The sequence below is a fragment of the Halalkalibacter alkalisediminis genome, from assembly GCF_028610705.1.
In the GTDB taxonomy this organism is placed as follows: domain Bacteria; phylum Bacillota; class Bacilli; order Bacillales; family Bacillaceae_D; genus Halalkalibacter; species Halalkalibacter alkalisediminis.
This window is the reverse complement of record NZ_JAQQWT010000006.1, coordinates 1-16,290: the sequence shown is the minus strand read 5'-3', so window position 1 is coordinate 16,290 and position 16,290 is coordinate 1. Positions and strand designations below refer to the sequence as shown.

Here is a 16,290-nt window from a genome sequence, read left to right as displayed (position 1 = left end):
TGGCTTCTCTCGCTTGATGAGCGAATGCCCAAAATCACTTATCCCTCGACTTAATAAAAGCAGTTGTTCCGCTCATTGATTCTAAGAAACTCGTCAAACCCCGTTTTTTTATCTGAAGCCTTTAAAGCGCTTTTGAGCAGCAAGAGGTGAGAGTGTTAGAGCAATAGAGCTTATTAAAAAGGGTACAGATATCCAAATAGGAAAAAGGTTCATTAGAGATAAAATATAAAAATAATAACCGATTAGTGTTAATAGGATTCCAATGATGATAATAAATCGAGTCATAAAAAAACCTCCTAACCCAAGTCATCTAGATGATTACTATAATCTATGATAACTTTTTTCATGTTAGAAGGGGGAAGTAGACAAGAATTGAACTATTTTAAGTATCGCCAAAAATTACCGTATTTAACAGGTACAGATTCAACTTTTTGTTGTAACATCAATGCTTTCAAACGTTTTTCAGCTTCTTCTTCTGATATGTTGAATACGACAGATACTTCAATGGTCGCCACTAGCTCAAACCTTATTAAGAACTCTTCTAGAGAAGGTGGCTTGGCAGGCGTAGGTAGAAAGCCAAGCATATCCTCTAGAATTTGAACGTATACGTGATAGGGATAATTCCCTGTTACTTTAATGCCGTCGTCTTCCACATTAGCATTAAAAAAGACAAATGTAGGTACGATGTCAACGCCCATTTCATTCGTAGTCTTAATATCATGTTGAAGGGCTTTGGAGGCGGTTCTAGATGATAGATCATCTTTAAATTCAGTTACATCTAAACCGGCCTTTTCTGCACAGGTAATAAGAACATCCTGCTGAGTAATGTTTTGTTTATTGAGAAATAGTGCTTCTCTCATTTTTCGCAAAAATCGTGCACCTAGCTGAGGCCCTTGTAATTCTGCTGCCTTAATGGCGACCGAAGCTAAATAAGGAGAATGCCACTCATTTTCTAATAATACATCCCCGTCACAAGACATTCCTGTTTTCGTAGCAGTTGCTTCCCAAATGGAAGCGATCGTTTGTTTTTTAGACGCTAGGCCTTTGATCGTATTTTTACATACATTCCAGGCTTGCAGGCGTCCAGCAACGAGGATTCGAATGCGAAAATAATCTCCATATTCTACTTGAAGCTTCTTCAGCATCGGTTCAAATGCCCAACATTCAGCACAAAGTGGGTCAATGAATGTGTATAATTCAATGGGTTTGTGGCGTTTATTATACGATTGCTCCGGATCAAGACCACAAACGCCAAGTTGATCGTCACAAGTTGAAGGAGTATCTTTTTGGTTCAATGGTCGTTTCTCCTTTCTACGATGAGTGATTTACCATGTGATGTGCAGTCATCGTTAGACGTTCAATCATATAATCACGAATTGGTCCTTGAACATTGATGTCTTCCATCGCTTTTTTCATACAGTCAAGCCATGCCTCTGCTTGCACAGGTGTAATGACAAACGGCATGTGCCGCGCTCTTAACATCGGATGTCCATGTTCGTCCGTATATATAGTAGGACCACCAAGAAATTGAGTTAAAAATTGTTTCTGTTTTCGAGCCGTCTCTGTTAGGTCATCAGGAAACAGATGAGCAAGATCGGGGTGTTGCGATACGTTCTCATAAAATGTATCTACTAATAAAGCGAGGACGGCTTCCCCGCCTAAGGCTTCATAGGGCGTTTGATTTAAGTTTGTCATACTGCAATTCTCCTCTGTGTTGGAACTCTTCTCATATTGTAGCAATATGAAGTCTGTTCAGCAAATTTCCTGTTTCAAGGTTTTGTTAAACGAAAAAAACTGCTTCCTATTTTTTGGAAGGAGGCAGTTTTTTTCGTTAGGCATTCATATAGGTATTATAAACTTTTGGTACATATGCTTGTGTTTCTTTAAACGGCGGAATTCCACCATGGCGATCGACGTTCCCAGGACCTGCATTGTAAGCAGCTAAAGCAAGTCGTACATCACCTTTATAACGATCAAGCATTTGTCTAAGGTATTTCGCTCCACCGTCTATATTTTGACCAGGGTCATATATATTTTGAACGTTTAAGCCTCTAGCGGTTGCAGGCATGAGCTGCATGAGTCCAATTGCGCCGGCATGGCTTTTAGCATTAGGGTTAAAATTTGATTCGTGCTTGATCACAGCATGAATAAGCTTAGGATCAAGATTGTATTTCTTAGCAGCTGATTCAATAAAAGGTTGATACCGAGCTCCGCGATCGGATAAGGAGTTCGTCCAAGATGAATCAACTGGCTTCGATGTCGTTCTTATCGCATCCAATTGGTTGGTAGATAAAGTATATACTTGATCAGTCCGACTTTTTAGGATGGGGTCTAGAAATAAATCCATGTTTCTTGATGGTGTAGCCGTCATTTGAAAACGACTCATTTGTTCTTCAAGAAATTGAGAGAACATCGTCTGGACCAAATTAGGTTGCTGTGATTTAGTTGTCGGTAAACCTTGAAACGATTGATAACGATTAATTTGTTGTAAGAAGGATAGGTCCATAAAAACACCTCTATTCATATCTAAGACTATCATAGCAAAGGATGATTAACTCGACCATTGGTTGTTTTTGGTTACTTTTAGTTTCCATTTTGACGATGGAGCTTAGAATTGAAAAAACGTTTAACTTTATTTTCCGTCGGAAATGGACTTAGTTCATACTTAGAGAGGATCTTAGAAAGAGTAGCTTGCGCATGTTCCTCTGTTTTTCCTTCATATTCAAGTTCGTAATCAATTTGGTCGAAATAGCTGCTTTTATCAAAACAAAGAATGCCACCTTCATATTCTATTTCAATTCGACTTGTTGTTAACGTTCCTTGGTACTCAAGCTGATCTACAAGTATCTCAAGTTGAATAAGCTGCTTCATTACTTCACCATCAGGAAGTTTGCCCTTTTCTCGAGCTAGTTCCCATTCTACCGCAGATAATGGTTGATGAGTTTCTAATTTTCCTACTTTTAAGGGTTGTTTCAATGTTAACGTGTATGTTTTAGCTATTTCGCGAATACGAAGACCTGACTTTTTTTCTTTAAGTGAAAAAGCCGAAGTTTCAAAATAATGATTATGTTGAACAATCGCATCCGTTTCTTTCAGGTTAAAGCCTTTTAATAACTTATAGTAATTGTTTTCTGTAAGCATTGATTTCACTTCAATTTCTACTTCTTGCGACATGTTTACTCACCTTTTCTATTGAGATGGATCTGAACATTCAGAGCACTAGTTTTTTTGAGCATTATTAATGATGCTGCCTTCCTTTTAGTATAGCAGTAGTTAGGGTATGTAATGCTATAAAAGATACTAGAAACTAACACTCATTGATACGTATTTCCAGTTGAACTATGTTAAAATAAAGTGAAAATCTCTCGTTGTAAGGCGTTAGAATAAGTGGAGGTACATAATGAAGAAATTAATAGTTAAGCAAATGAATGAAGGACAAGAAATATTTATAGCAAAAGTGAGCGAAGAAATCAATTCTAACCTGGCTAAGTCTTTGAGAGCGGGAGATAGAATGCTTGTAGATTCAGATGGCTTAGCTTTTATTTACATATTGGAAGATGATTCAGATCTTTATTATTTATATTTCCAGCAAGACTCTTGGGAGTCATTACATAAGATTACTTTAGAACAGAAAAAACTTGTTCTTGATCTCGGTAATGATATACAAATCGAGTTAACTTCGATTGTCGAGGAACTGGCATTTTTAACGGAGAATATTGACGGCAATGGCAATTATGGAGAAGCGATGGAGACGGCAGTACAAGAAGTCTTTCATAATTAGTTAAAAAGCAAAGGCTCTGCGCGCTGACTTGTCTGTACGTTTTTTAGAAAAGCAGATGTAAGCAGTGATCTTCAAGTCAAAGCAGCGTCTACGCTCATTGATTCTACGGACGGTGATGTTATGAGTAACTGGAATATTTTCTTAACACCTTATAAACAGGCTGTTGAGGAATTGAAAATTAAATTAAAAGGAATACGGGAACAATATCAAAAATCATCTAAACATACTCCAATTGAGTTCGTAACAGGAAGAGTAAAGCCAGTTTCAAGTATTCTTGATAAAGCTAAACGAAAGAATGTGCCACTTGATCAATTAGAAGAAAATATGGAAGACTTGGCTGGCGTACGTATTGTCACCCAGTTTGTAGAAGATATTGAAACCGTTGTGGCACTAATACGAACAAGGAAAGATTTTGAAATCATTGAAGAAAGAGATTATATTGTTGAGAAGAAACCAAGTGGGTATCGTTCCTACCATTTAGTTCTTCGTTATCCTGTTCAAACGATTGAAGGGGAGAAAAAAATCTTAGTTGAATTACAAGTCCGTACATTAGCGATGAATTTCTGGGCAACGATTGAACATTCGTTAAATTATAAATATAGTGGTGAAATTCCAGAGGATATAAAAATGAGGCTACAACGAGCAGCGGAGTCAGCCTTTCAGCTAGATGAAGAAATGTCGATTATTCGTGATGAAGTTAGAGAAGCGCAGCAAATCATTACGAAGAAGCAAGAGCAAGGAAGGAAGCTATAGATAGGAGGAAGTTTCATGAAATTTTCGGTGACGTCGCGTGGTGATGACGTATCTAATAAGCTTCAGCAAAGAATTAAACGGTATTTACTGGACTTCGGGTTGAAACATGATGAGAAAGAACCAGAAATGGTGATTACGGTTGGTGGAGATGGTACACTTCTACAAGCTTTTCATGATTATTGTGATCGACTAGAAGATACAGCTTTTGTTGGGATTCATACAGGACACCTTGGATTTTATGCCGACTGGGTTCCTGAGGAAGTCGAGAAGCTTGTCATACATATCGCAAAGACCCCTTATCAAATCGTAGAGTATCCTTTGTTGGAGGTAGTGATTAGACAAGATGACGCTCAGAACTCAGAGAGACATCTTGCATTAAATGAGTGTACGGTTAAAAGTTTAGGTGGTTCACTTGTGAGTAGTGTAGACATAAAGGGAGAAGCGTTCGAGGTATTTCGTGGAGATGGGTTATGCATTTCAACACCTTCAGGTAGTACAGCTTACAATAAAGCGTTAGGCGGAGCCATTCTTCATCCATCACTTGCATCCATCCAAGTGGCTGAAATGGCCTCTATTAATAACCGTGTCTATCGTACGGTCGGTTCACCACTTGTATTACCACAACACCATACGTGTTTATTAAAACCTTTAAATGACATTGATATTCAGGTAACGGTCGATCATTACACACTTGACCATCGAAGAGTAAAATCGATTCAATGTCGTGTTGCAGAGGAAAAGATACGATTTGCAAGATTTCGCCCCTTTCCATTTTGGAAAAGAGTAAGGGAGTCTTTTGTTCGTGAATAACTATTTAGCAACACTCAAATGGGGAGTCGGGGCAGAGTGGGATAATCAGTTGCTCAGGCTCTTCTTGCGAGAACATTGTCAAATTTCGAAACGAGCACTTGCAGATATTAAATTTAATGGTGGATTAATATTACTAAATGAACAAGAGGTCACTGTTCGTGCCTTAATTCAAGAAGGTGATGTAGTTACAGTGTGTTTGCCAACTGAAGAAGCCAGTTTGTCTGTTTCTCCAGAATTCATCGACTTAGATATTCCATATGAAGATGATCATTTACTTGTCATTAACAAAAGAGCAGGGATGCCTACAATTCCTTCAAGGGAACATCCTTCAGGGACGTTAGCAAATGCAATTCTCGGTTATTACGAAAAAGTAGAACATCCGGCGACGTTTCATGCAGTAAATCGTTTAGATAAAGATACATCTGGCTTGTTAATAATAGCAAAACATCGTTTGGCTCATGATCGGCTTTCGAACCTTCAAAAAGAAGGGAAATTAAAGCGTTACTATACGGCGATTGTCGGGGGATGTGTAAAAAGTAACAGTGGTACAATTGATGAACCAATTGGGCGCGATACAAATAGTATCATTGCACGCACGGTCAGAGAAGATGGAAAGTATGCGGTTACCCACTATTATGTGAAATCTCGTAGCTATGACAAGACGTTGGTTGAAATTAAGCTTGAAACAGGGCGAACGCATCAAATAAGAGTACACTTTGCTTTTATTGGTCACCCTTTGCTTGGAGATGACTTATACGGAGGGTCATGCGAGAAATTAAAAAGGCAGGCTCTTCATTGTCATCAAGTTGAGTTTCAACACCCATTTGATGATAAAATACTGACCATTCATAAAGAGTTACCTGCAGATATGAAGAGCTCTCTGTTGATAAAAAAGACTAAGCCAGATTGAGGTGGATCGTGCTTAAACGGTAAAGGCGTGAGATCATTCTCACGCCTTTACAGCTTATAAAAACAACCTATTCATTTGTGACTTGACTGAAGGTATGCTCAGTTAAGATTTGATCCCTACTGTCATAAATTTCAACATGGATGGTGTTAACTAGATCTTCCTCATTAATTTCTGCTTCTAGCGAGAAGGCTTCTGCAATAAAATAACTTGAATCCGGACTTATCCGAAACACTTCGAGGTTACCTTCTGAATCTTGGAAGAGAAAGTCTGCTTTTCCGCCAATTGATTGCTGTACAGTGGGGTGGTCAAGAATAAATCGGGCATATAAATCATTAGCAGGCAATGTTCCTGTGTTTTCAAGTCGAACATAAAATGAAACCATCTCGAGTTCCTCATCATAGATAACACGGGTTTGTTCAGAATCTATATCAATAGTAACTTCTGGTCCACATCCCCCTAACAGAAAAACACTTAATACTAATATAAAAAGTCTGTTCATGACTACACCTCTTAAACTTTCTGCATTACTGTTCAAAACTTCGGAATTTCTCTTCAACAAAAGGTTGAAGGGACGGTACTTGTACAAGCGTCATCTCAGGAAATTGCAAGGCCGTTAAGGCACCTCCAAATACACAGCCAGTATCAATATTGACGGTTCGGTGAATGAATCTAGGTTCTTTAACAGGAGTGTGGCCATAAATTATCCATTCGTTACCTTGGTGATGCTGTGCCCAATCTCTTCGTACAGGGGTTCCGTCCTTATTTGATTCTCCCGTTATATCTCCGTAGAGGACGAAGGTTTTAACACGCTTGTTTATTTGTCCAATATAATCAGAGCGGATGCCAGCATGTGCAATGACAAGTTCATTATCTAAAAGAACATGATAAAGAGGGGAACGCTCCACCAAAGTCAAGAATTGTTGTCGTACTCGTTGATAATCTTTTTTATTTAATGACTTTAGTTCAGCTACTGTTGTCTCTAATCCGTGAGTAATTTGAACGTTTCGACCTAAAAAGTACCGATACAATTTATCACAATGGTTACCAGGACAGTAGTAGGCTTGATCCGAATCAACAAGTTGTGACACTAACTTGATGACAGCAACAGAATTAGGTCCGCGATCTGTTAAGTCACCTACGAAAGCTAATTTTCTATTTTCTGGATGAGTATAGGAATGATCTGATTTTTGATAACCAAGTTTTGACAAAAGCGAAATGAACTCTTCATAGCAACCATGGATGTCCCCGATGATATCTATATTCATTTATTGACGTCCCCTTTTAATCGTTGATATCTTCTACAATCATAGCTTAACCAATGACTCGGAAGCAATGAACAACAATTGAATATTCATACTAAATTTCCAAGGGCATAAACTTCAAATTGTAAAGGTTTACATTTCTTTTAACAGTTGACAGATTAATGATGACTTCATTAATATTGAAAGAATCGTTATGGTTAACAAGGGATGCATAGACGGTGTCCTAGTGAAAATTTATGATCATGTCACTTATAGGCCTAACTAACTGGACTTAAGGAGGATTCTGAACGTATAGATAAAAAATTGGATGTTTTCCAAAGTAGATGTTTTTGAAAAGGAGTGAATGGGATTGATATCACAACCAGTTACAAATCCTGTTCTTATTTTTGCTATAGCCATGTTTGTCTTTTTAGTAGCTCCTCTTATTATGGCAAAACTAAGAATTCCAGGGATAATCGGTTTTATTTTTGCCGGTGTTATTATCGGTCCTAATGGGTTAGGTCTACTCGACCGAGACCCAACCATTATCTTGCTTGGAACGGTTGGACTTTTATACATTATTTTTATTGCAGGGTTAGAAATTGACTTAGAGGGATTCAAAAAATATCGAAAAAGAAGTTTAACTTTCGGAACGATGTCTTTCGGGATTCCTTTTATAATAGGAACAATTGGTGCTTATGTATTAGGGTATTCTGTAGCAGGTTCTATTCTACTTGGTTCTTTACTTGGATCACATACACTGTTAGCCTATCCGATTGCAAGCCGTCTAGGAATTTCTAAAAATAAAGCTGTGACTACCTCGGTAGGTGGGACGATCATGACAGATACGTTAGCTCTACTTGTTTTAGCCATAGTCGCGGGTTCTATGCAAGGAGAGTTAACCCCTGATTTTTGGTTTCTTCTATTTGTCTCCTTAATTGTTTACGTTGCTGGTGTATTTATTATTGTTCCGATTGCGGCAAAGTTCTTTTTCCGCACTCTAAGCAGTGAAGGAACAATGGAGTATATATTTGTAATGACCGTCTTATTTGTATCTGCTTTTTTTGCAACAGTGGCAGGATTAGAACCAATCATTGGTGCATTCTTGGCAGGCTTGGCATTAAATCGATTCATCTTTGAACAAAGTCCATTGATGAATCGAATCAAGTTCATTGGTAATTCGTTATTTATACCGTTTTTCTTATTATCTGTAGGGATGTTAATGGACCTTAGGATCTTATTTAATGATCCATCTGCTTGGGTAAAAGCGGCTTTAGTTGTAACACTGGTTATTTTCGGGAAGTTTTCCGCTGCTTGGATTGCTGGAAAGATCTACAATTATTCACTTGAAGAAATTAAATTAATATTTGGTTTAACCATTCCTCAGGCAGCTGCGACGTTAGCTGCGACGTTAGTTGGGTTTGACTTAGGGCTATTTGATCAAGCAACCGTTAATGCGATTATTGTGATGATTTTAGTGACGTGTATGATTGGACCTTACACTGTTGAGAAGTTTGCTAGAATGATTGCTATGAAGGAAGAACAAAAGCCGTATGAGCCTTCATCAGCTCCTGAAAGAGTGTTGGTTCCGGTCGCAAATCCAAAAACGATGGAATCACTAATGGACTTATCTTTTATTATTCGTGGTCAATCTCCACAACCTCTTTATGCGTTATCAGTTGCTCAGGGAGGACGAGAGGATTCAGCCTCAAGAATTGTTGAAGCTGAAAAATTATTAGGTCACGCGGTCACCTATGCTGCTGGTGCAGAAATCCCCATCCAAATGCTAACCCGTGTCGATACAAATATAACGTCGGGAATTATCCGAGCGATGGAAGAATCCCGGATTACAACAGCTGTGATTGGTTGGAATGGGAAGTTATCTACTCCCCAAAAGATTTTTGGTGGCATATTAGACCAACTTCTTGAGAGAACAACCCAGATGATTCTTGTATCTAAATTAGGGCATCCACTCAACACAACGAAAAGAATTGTCATTATCGTTCCTTCTGGTTTTGACCATAAAGCTGGATATTACCAGTCTGTAAAGGCCGTAAAACTTATAGCGAATCAACTCGGGGCATCGATTGCTTGTTATGTTGTAAAGGATAATCTTAAGAGTTATGCGAGAAGTTTTAATGAAATTAAACCAGATGTGAAAGTGACAATGACGAGTCTGAAGACTTGGAATGAATGGCATAACACATATATGCCACTTTTACGAGCTGACGATGTTGTGTTTGTTTTTAGTGCTAGAAGAGGAACGGTTGCATGGCATCCACAACTTGAGCGATTACCTCGAGTATTGGCTCATTCCGGTCCTGAGAGCTTTATTATGGTATACCCACCAGAAACCGAAGAAGTTGATTTACGTGGAACTCGAGGAACGGCATTACCTAAAACATTTTTATCAAAAAGTTCTTATGAATAATAAAGGGCACCACCATTGGATGGTTCCTTTTTCATTTTAGTTTATTGAATGAAGTTAGATAACAAGGGCATCCTAGCAAAAAAAAGGAGGTTTACTTATGACAAATATAACGGTTATTTGTCCCAATTGTCAGGATCAAAAGCCGATCGATAACTTACTAACCGCTCAATCAAACCAGAATGTCATTTATAAATGTGGAAATTGTCAGTATGAAGAGAAGAATATACAAACAAAAAAGGGATAGACATTTTTTTGTTGAACTATCTAACAATAAGTTGATGTGCTATAATAATTAGTACTTGGTATTAATAACTACTCATAATGGAGGGGAAAATATGATTCAACTTTCTTTAAAAGAACGTACATATGTAGTCATGGGGGTTGCTAACAAACGCAGTATCGCTTGGGGGATCGCTCAATCGTTGGCAAATGCAGGTGCAAGATTAATATTTACATATGCAGGGGAGCGTCTAGAGAAAAATGTTCGTCAACTTGCTGAGACGTTAGATCGACAAGATCACCTTATCTTACCTTGTGATATTACAAGTGACGAAGAGATCGAAAAGACATTTTCACAAATTAAAGATGAAGTGGGAACCATTCATGGAATTGCTCACTGTATTGCATTCGCGAATAAAGAGGAGCTTGAAGGGGAGTATCTTAATACAACTCGTGAGGGTTTCTTACTTGCGCAAAATATTAGTGCTTATTCTCTAACAGCAGTTGCGAAAGTAGCTCGCACACTAATGACGGACGGAGGAAGCATTGTAACCTTGACATATCTTGGTGGGGAAAGAGTTGTCCGTAACTATAATGTAATGGGTGTGGCAAAAGCTTCTCTAGATGCGAGTGTGAAATACTTAGCTAATGATTTAGGGAAAGAAAACATCCGTGTTAACGCCATTTCAGCTGGTCCTATTCGTACACTTGCGGCTAAAGGAATCGGCGGTTTTAATGATGTGTTAAAAGAAATTGAAGAGCGTGCTCCATTACGTCGCACAACGACTCAAGAAGAGGTTGGAGACACAGCTCTATTCTTAATGAGCGATTTATCACGTGGAATGACAGGGGAAATGTTACACGTTGACAGTGGCTACAACATCTTATCCATGTCATAAAAAAGAAGGCAGACGCGAGTCTGTCTTCTTTTCATTCGTTTTAGTAGTAGTAATAGTGGTCGTCCTCTCGTTGCTGTTGACCAAAAACGCCTGTTTGATAGAAGATCCATGGCCAAATACCGCCTCCAGGAAATCCAGGTCCTGGACTTGGTTGCCACGGTCTAGGTGGTCTGGGTGGTCTAGGTGGAGTAGGGCGAGGTGGAATTGGACCATAGTATGGAGCAATCCCTACTAAATCACTATGATGTACTTGGATAAACTGAGGCTGATAGGATGGTGCTCTATACATAAACATGGAAACCATCCCATTACGACGATTGTAGTCTGTTACATAAGCTGTTACTTGACCGTAGTTTGGAATAGACGTGGTAATCCATTGACCGACATATTGTGAAATCACTGTCGGAGGTAGATATTGAACAGAAGGGCCTTGTGGACCGTACATTTACATTTCCTCCTTTAGGTTGTTGCAGTTTTCAAAATATCATATGAGGAATGTTCCATTGGGTGAGTGTCCACTTTAGAATAAATCGAAGTATTTTAATCGATTTAGCAGTCCCTTTTTTATTTAGTGGAGGAAGCCTTTGTGTTTTTACTAAAATAAAGCAGTTATCATGCAAGGCAAGAATGCTCAGCAAACAAGCTATCATCACAGGATGATAGCTTGTTTCTTATTTGTGATTACTTTAGTGCACGATAAGAAAGCCAAGGCTTTAATAATACTGGTTCTGTTTGATAGGATGGATTCGTTTGATTTGGGTTTCTGTAATAAAAAGAAGTAACCATATGCCCCGAAGGAAGAGGAGAATCAAGGGGGCTAGGATCTTTAATATCTTCGAATTTAACAGAAGGGTCTAGAACTGTTCTTTTATCGTTCACTAACACTCTCAAGGATTTACTGGAGGGAAGTGTATTCTCTACGTTTTGGTTAGTTAGGTCCATTTTTTTTATGATTTCTTCATAAAGAGCAGTAGCTTCCTCAATCATCTGAACGACTTCTTCTAACTTTGCATTAGTTTGTTGTTTCACTATCTCACCTCATTTTCATTCTGATCGTTCGTTGCGTACTTTTTCTTTACTATATATATGTAGCTTATCCACATTTCATTATGATTTATTTAAGTATCATATATAGGGCTGAGTGTAAATAGATTAATAAGAGTCAGGAGAGGGGAGTGCATAAAATGTCTAAGAAAACTGCGCCATTATTATATATTTACCAGCGTAAAGAAGCTGACGTAGAGGCCATCAATCAAGAATTTATTTATAAAAAGTTTAAAGTTCATGTTGAGGCAAAATCATCCGTTGAAAAAAACGAGTATATATTAGATCATCACTTTGAAGAAATTGCTACCGAGAAGATGACCATTTCGGAGAAGTTAGAATATCTCATTACTAGCCCAACTGATCAAGGAATTAAGATTGAGGTCGACGATGAAGTTTATAAAGGACATATAAAAGAAGTGAAATCTAATTCGATTGTAATAGTAACTGAAGAGGAGCAAGTGCAGCTAAATATAAATGAGGTAACAGCAGTGCAAATTTTATAAATTAGCTGTAAATGATAACAGGAAAAAAGCGCCAATATTCATAACCGATTGATCATAATATTGGCGCTCTTTGCTTATGGTATGAAATGTTAGAAGGGAAGTAGAAGTGAAAAAGAAATCAATTCCATTCTTGAAGAAATTGTTGTAAATATTCTTCAAGGAATTGGTGCCGCAATTCTGCACGTTTTTTTCCTTCTTTCGTATTCATTAAATCTTTTAATTTTAGTAGCTTTTCATAAAAGTGACCAATTGCACTAGAACGTCCATTCCGATATTCTTTTAAAGTTAGTGAATCTCGTATTGCTAAATTTGGATCATACATCGGGTCGCCTTTGCTTCCAGCGTAAATAAACGTTCGCGCAATTCCAATCGCCCCGATAGCATCTAAACGATCAGCATCTTGAACGACTTGAGCTTCAAGCGTTGTAACAGGTTTATTAGTCCCACCTTTAAACGACATGGTTGTTATAATTGTAATGATGTGTTGACGCTGGGCGGCAGTGGTACCAATGGAAGTTAACCACTGAGTCACTTGTTTTAATCCTTCTTCTTCGCTCTCAACTACTTTATCGTCAATTAAATCATGAAGAAGGGCTGCAAGGGTGACGATGACTTCATCTGCGCCTTCTACTTTTGCCATTTCTTTAGCTTGTTTCGTTACTCGTCTAATATGGTGCCAGTCATGTCCTGTTCCCTCATTCTCAAGCTGAGTCTTAACCCATTTTTCAGTTTCTTGAATCATTATTAATTCGTTCATTTGGCAGGTTCCTTTCTCTACTACTTGTGGCAAAAGATTGTTTAGGAGCCATTCGCTGTATTTCACGTACAAAGCGAGAGCGAAATGCTTTTTTTCCTCGACGCATAATTGGAACAGAAATGTGCAAGCTCTTTTCGGCTCGTGTCATCGCTACATACATAAGACGTCTTTCTTCTTCTAGTGGTTTATCGTCACCTTCACGCCATGCTTCAAGAGCATAGTCATGAGGTAACCCTCCTTCAACAGCGCTTAATATATAAACGTGTTTATACTCTAAGCCTTTTGCACGGTGGATGGTCATTAGTTGTGCTGAGTCACTATATGACTTTTGATTACGAAGTTCTTCATATTTAATCGTCATATGATCAATATAATCTAGAAATTCTCCGATTGTCGAATGGAGCTTCGCAGCAACTTTTAAATCGCGAACATCATCTGAGCCTCTTTCCATTTTATTACCTTCACTGCCTTGCTTTTTTACATACTCATTAAATCCCATTTCTTGTTCAATGAAAGTGATCGCATCAATCGGCTTTTTCGATTTTAATTGTTTAAACTTGGCGGGGAGCGTTTCAAGTTTCTTGGTTTGAAACGGCTTTAGCCCTTGAATAAAAGGAAGGGCATCAACATAAGAGCAATCGTTTGTTATGCTAGCTGCTTTCACTTCTTGTAAAGTTTGTTGCTTTAAAAATAAGGCACCTATTAGGTCACTTAATGCTTGACTGTCGTCAGGGTTTATTCCTAGACGTAGAAAAGCTAAAATCTTTCGAACGGCTTTTCTGCGGTAAAAGGATTCACCATCAGCATCTAATTGAAAAGGAATACTAGAAGAAACAAAGCGCTCAATTAATGCACGTGCTGAAGTGTTCGTTCGAAATAAAACGGCGAAGTCCGATGGTTGAGCCCCTGCTTCAATCTTCTTTTTCATATCCGTCACAATCATGGTTGCTTCTTCTTCTTCATCATAAGGATAGAACAACAGAGGTGGATGGTTGGAAGAGGTTTGGGCAAGCAGTTGTTTGGAATAGCGGTCTCGATTTATGTGAATTACATTGTTAGCAGACGAAACGATTTCGTGTGTAGAGCGATAATTCTCGGCAAGTACGACCATTTTTGTCTGAGGATAATGTTCTTTGAAATTCAGAATATAAGAAGGATCACTCCCACGAAAAGCATAGATAGACTGATCATCGTCTCCAACGACACATAAATTCTTTGTTCGATCACTTAACATTGTAATGAGCTCAACTTGTACTTTATTAATGTCTTGATACTCATCAACAGAAACATAGGAGAAGCGTTGTTGATATCTTTTTAATAAAAGGTCATTGTGATTTAAAAGGTCATACAGGCCAAGCAACATATCATCAAAATCAAAAGCATTCTTAGCTAACCTCATTTGTTCATACCGTTTGTACAAATAAACAACACGCTCTTCCCAAACATCTTTTGCTTTGACATGCTCTGGAGAGAGTAGATGATTTTTCCACCAACTGATTTGAGTTAAGGCTTGATCAAAGGCAAAATCTTTTTCGTCTAGGTCTATTTCGCGTCCTGCTTCTTTGATCATGGCTTGTCTCAGCCAATCTTGCTTTAACAAATTCGTAGGGGCCCATTTCTCCGGTTCATGGTGCATTAACATCTTGTAAAAAATACTGTGAAACGTACCAATCATTAATTGATTTAGTGTACGCGATTCTAACCCTGGGTAGAGTCGCATTCTTTCCTTCATTTCTTTAGCAGCTTTCGCTGTAAAGGTAACAAGGATCATTTCTTTAGGAGAGTAATTTTGCTCAGTGAGCATATAAGCCGTACGCGTTGTTAATACCCGTGTTTTTCCGCTTCCTGCCCCTGCAAGTATGAGTAAAGGTCCTTCTGTTGTTTGAACAGCTTTCCACTGATTATGATCTAAAAAGATACCGTGTTCCATTAACATTCTCCGGTAGCTGTGTATGTCACCTGTCATTTGTTTTGAATTATTTTCAAACGGAGGAATGGCTCTTACTTCTTCTGGTTTCTTCCAGATTTCAGGTTCATCAATTGAAGATGTTGTGATAGACCTCCGCTTTGGTAACTGGAAGCCAGCTGAAGATTGTTCTTCTGTTCTTTGATCTTCCTTCTTGGACGTTTCCTTCATTTTGTTTTCCAACATCATGGTGGCATTCATGCATTCCTTTGTCGGGTGTAAATGAATAAAAGAAGGTGGTTGTAAAATACTTAATTCCATCCGTAATGGAGAATGGCAATGTATACAAGTGACCTCTTGTCGAATACTAGCCATATACAATTGTTGCCAGATTTCACGTTCACAGCTAGGAAGGAAAATTAGTTTTTCTTGGTGGTAAGCCACTTGCATATTACGTACCCCTCTCTAAATACATCTTGTCCTATCGTAGCAAATTTTGTCGCCTATGTGTGTTACTTTTCATATAAAAAAGGATATGAATAATAAAAAGTCATAAGAAAGGAGGGGGGAGCGATGATCTCATTTTTTATTTTAGGGTGCTTAGTCACAATAGGATCTCTCATTTTTTTTCTAATTGGATGGTTAGATCAAGGACAGTTCCTTTTTGGTCCTTTTATCGCCACTCTAATTGGAGTAAATTTTATGCTCATTAGCTTTACGCAGGTAAAACGTGAACGTGAAGAAAACAAACGAAGAAGAACAACTTAGCTACTATCAGAGGAATAGTATATTTCAATAAGTAGAAAGAATGAGACATTAAGGATGGAGAGACAATGAAATGAAGAAAAAAATGGGGCAATGTCAATTGTGTGAAAGAGAAGAAGTTGAGTTAACTTTACATCACTTAACACCAAGAGAGGAAGGTGGGAGTCACCTTCCAACGGTTGAACTTTGTATATAAATGCTAATTTAATAATGTACAAAGATGATTACATAAGAATGTACAGTTTGATGATGTACATGCATACTTAGT

20 protein-coding genes and 1 pseudogene are annotated in these 16,290 nt (G+C 38.2%); 10 read left to right on the top strand and 11 right to left on the bottom strand.

The window, feature by feature from the left end; all coding sequences use genetic code 11:
- Nucleotides 1–108: 108 nt before the first annotated feature.
- The 5 genes from PQ474_RS10820 to PQ474_RS10800 form a co-directional block, all read right to left on the bottom strand.
- Complete coding sequence (locus PQ474_RS10820) at nt 109–285, bottom strand: hypothetical protein (protein WP_273842923.1); 177 nt, start codon at nt 283–285, stop codon at nt 109–111.
- A gap of 92 nt (nt 286–377) precedes the next feature.
- Entirely contained in the window at nt 378–1,295 is a 918-nt protein-coding gene (locus PQ474_RS10815; protein WP_273842921.1) for a ClpXP adapter SpxH family protein, read from the bottom strand.
- Between the two features lie 16 nt (nt 1,296–1,311).
- The gene (locus tag PQ474_RS10810) at nt 1,312–1,695 is read right to left on the bottom strand and encodes a globin domain-containing protein (protein ID WP_273842917.1); all 384 of its coding nucleotides are present in this window, start codon (nt 1,693–1,695) and stop codon (nt 1,312–1,314) included.
- 136 nt (nt 1,696–1,831) lie between these two features.
- Nucleotides 1,832–2,506, bottom strand: a complete 675-nt coding sequence (locus tag PQ474_RS10805) for a lytic transglycosylase domain-containing protein (protein WP_273842913.1) — start codon at nt 2,504–2,506, stop codon at nt 1,832–1,834.
- Between the two features lie 77 nt (nt 2,507–2,583).
- On the bottom strand, nt 2,584–3,174 hold the full coding sequence (locus PQ474_RS10800) for a CYTH domain-containing protein (protein WP_273842910.1): 591 nt from the start codon (nt 3,172–3,174) through the stop codon (nt 2,584–2,586).
- Between the two features lie 226 nt (nt 3,175–3,400).
- Between PQ474_RS10800 and PQ474_RS10795 the strand changes: the two genes are divergently transcribed.
- The 4 genes from PQ474_RS10795 (at nt 3,401) to PQ474_RS10780 (ending at nt 6,254) form a co-directional block, all read left to right on the top strand.
- Complete coding sequence (locus PQ474_RS10795) at nt 3,401–3,781, top strand: UPF0738 family protein (RefSeq protein ID WP_273842908.1); 381 nt, start codon at nt 3,401–3,403, stop codon at nt 3,779–3,781.
- A gap of 120 nt (nt 3,782–3,901) precedes the next feature.
- The gene (yjbM, locus tag PQ474_RS10790; protein ID WP_273842906.1) at nt 3,902–4,534 is read left to right on the top strand and encodes a GTP diphosphokinase; all 633 of its coding nucleotides are present in this window, start codon (nt 3,902–3,904) and stop codon (nt 4,532–4,534) included.
- A 15-nt stretch (nt 4,535–4,549) separates the two neighbouring features.
- Complete coding sequence (locus PQ474_RS10785) at nt 4,550–5,344, top strand: NAD kinase (RefSeq protein ID WP_273842904.1); 795 nt, start codon at nt 4,550–4,552, stop codon at nt 5,342–5,344.
- Nucleotides 5,337–6,254: an RluA family pseudouridine synthase gene (locus tag PQ474_RS10780; protein WP_273842901.1), complete on the top strand. Its 918-nt coding sequence runs from the start codon at nt 5,337–5,339 to the stop codon at nt 6,252–6,254. The genes PQ474_RS10785 and PQ474_RS10780 overlap by 8 nt, the downstream gene beginning before the upstream one ends.
- 67 nt (nt 6,255–6,321) lie before the next feature.
- Here PQ474_RS10780 and PQ474_RS10775 read toward each other — a convergent pair whose 3' ends face one another.
- Both PQ474_RS10775 and prpE read right to left on the bottom strand, forming a co-directional pair.
- Entirely contained in the window at nt 6,322–6,753 is a 432-nt protein-coding gene (locus PQ474_RS10775) for a putative periplasmic lipoprotein (RefSeq protein ID WP_273842899.1), read from the bottom strand.
- Between the two features lie 25 nt (nt 6,754–6,778).
- The gene (gene prpE, locus PQ474_RS10770) at nt 6,779–7,519 is read right to left on the bottom strand and encodes a bis(5'-nucleosyl)-tetraphosphatase PrpE (protein ID WP_273842897.1); all 741 of its coding nucleotides are present in this window, start codon (nt 7,517–7,519) and stop codon (nt 6,779–6,781) included.
- A gap of 340 nt (nt 7,520–7,859) precedes the next feature.
- Here prpE and PQ474_RS10765 point away from each other — a divergent pair, with 340 nt between their 5' ends.
- From PQ474_RS10765 to fabI, 3 genes are all read left to right on the top strand, one after another.
- On the top strand, nt 7,860–9,926 hold the full coding sequence (locus PQ474_RS10765; protein WP_273842895.1) for a cation:proton antiporter: 2,067 nt from the start codon (nt 7,860–7,862) through the stop codon (nt 9,924–9,926).
- Between the two features lie 97 nt (nt 9,927–10,023).
- On the top strand, nt 10,024–10,170 hold the full coding sequence (locus PQ474_RS10760; protein ID WP_273842893.1) for a hypothetical protein: 147 nt from the start codon (nt 10,024–10,026) through the stop codon (nt 10,168–10,170).
- Between the two features lie 91 nt (nt 10,171–10,261).
- A complete protein-coding gene (fabI, locus tag PQ474_RS10755; RefSeq protein WP_390185718.1) occupies nt 10,262–11,044 on the top strand; it encodes an enoyl-ACP reductase FabI in 783 nt (260 codons plus the stop codon).
- 40 nt (nt 11,045–11,084) lie between these two features.
- Here the strand turns inward: fabI and PQ474_RS10750 are convergent, their stop codons facing one another.
- Nucleotides 11,085–11,489: a hypothetical protein gene (locus PQ474_RS10750; RefSeq protein ID WP_273842891.1), complete on the bottom strand. Its 405-nt coding sequence runs from the start codon at nt 11,487–11,489 to the stop codon at nt 11,085–11,087.
- A gap of 236 nt (nt 11,490–11,725) precedes the next feature.
- The gene (locus tag PQ474_RS10745) at nt 11,726–12,073 is read right to left on the bottom strand and encodes a hypothetical protein (protein WP_273842888.1); all 348 of its coding nucleotides are present in this window, start codon (nt 12,071–12,073) and stop codon (nt 11,726–11,728) included.
- A 155-nt stretch (nt 12,074–12,228) separates the two neighbouring features.
- On the opposite strand from PQ474_RS10745, the gene PQ474_RS10740 reads away from it, so the two are divergent.
- Nucleotides 12,229–12,594 (top strand): hypothetical protein, encoded by a 366-nt coding sequence (locus tag PQ474_RS10740; RefSeq protein WP_273842885.1) that lies wholly within the window; start codon nt 12,229–12,231, stop codon nt 12,592–12,594.
- Between the two features lie 118 nt (nt 12,595–12,712).
- On the opposite strand, the gene PQ474_RS10735 is transcribed toward PQ474_RS10740, so the two are convergent.
- Nucleotides 12,713–13,351: an HD domain-containing protein gene (locus tag PQ474_RS10735; protein ID WP_273842881.1), complete on the bottom strand. Its 639-nt coding sequence runs from the start codon at nt 13,349–13,351 to the stop codon at nt 12,713–12,715.
- Nucleotides 13,320–15,707, bottom strand: a complete 2,388-nt coding sequence (locus tag PQ474_RS10730) for an ATP-dependent helicase (RefSeq protein WP_273842878.1) — start codon at nt 15,705–15,707, stop codon at nt 13,320–13,322. The genes PQ474_RS10735 and PQ474_RS10730 overlap by 32 nt, the downstream gene beginning before the upstream one ends.
- A gap of 123 nt (nt 15,708–15,830) precedes the next feature.
- Here PQ474_RS10730 and PQ474_RS10725 point away from each other — a divergent pair, with 123 nt between their 5' ends.
- Together PQ474_RS10725 and PQ474_RS10720 are read left to right on the top strand one after the other, a co-directional pair.
- Nucleotides 15,831–16,025, top strand: coding sequence for a hypothetical protein (locus PQ474_RS10725; RefSeq protein ID WP_273842876.1), 195 nt, complete (start codon nt 15,831–15,833; stop codon nt 16,023–16,025).
- A 70-nt stretch (nt 16,026–16,095) separates the two neighbouring features.
- Nucleotides 16,096–16,215, top strand: a pseudogene (locus tag PQ474_RS10720) (HNH endonuclease); the annotation flags it as partial.
- Nucleotides 16,216–16,290 lie beyond the last annotated feature (75 nt).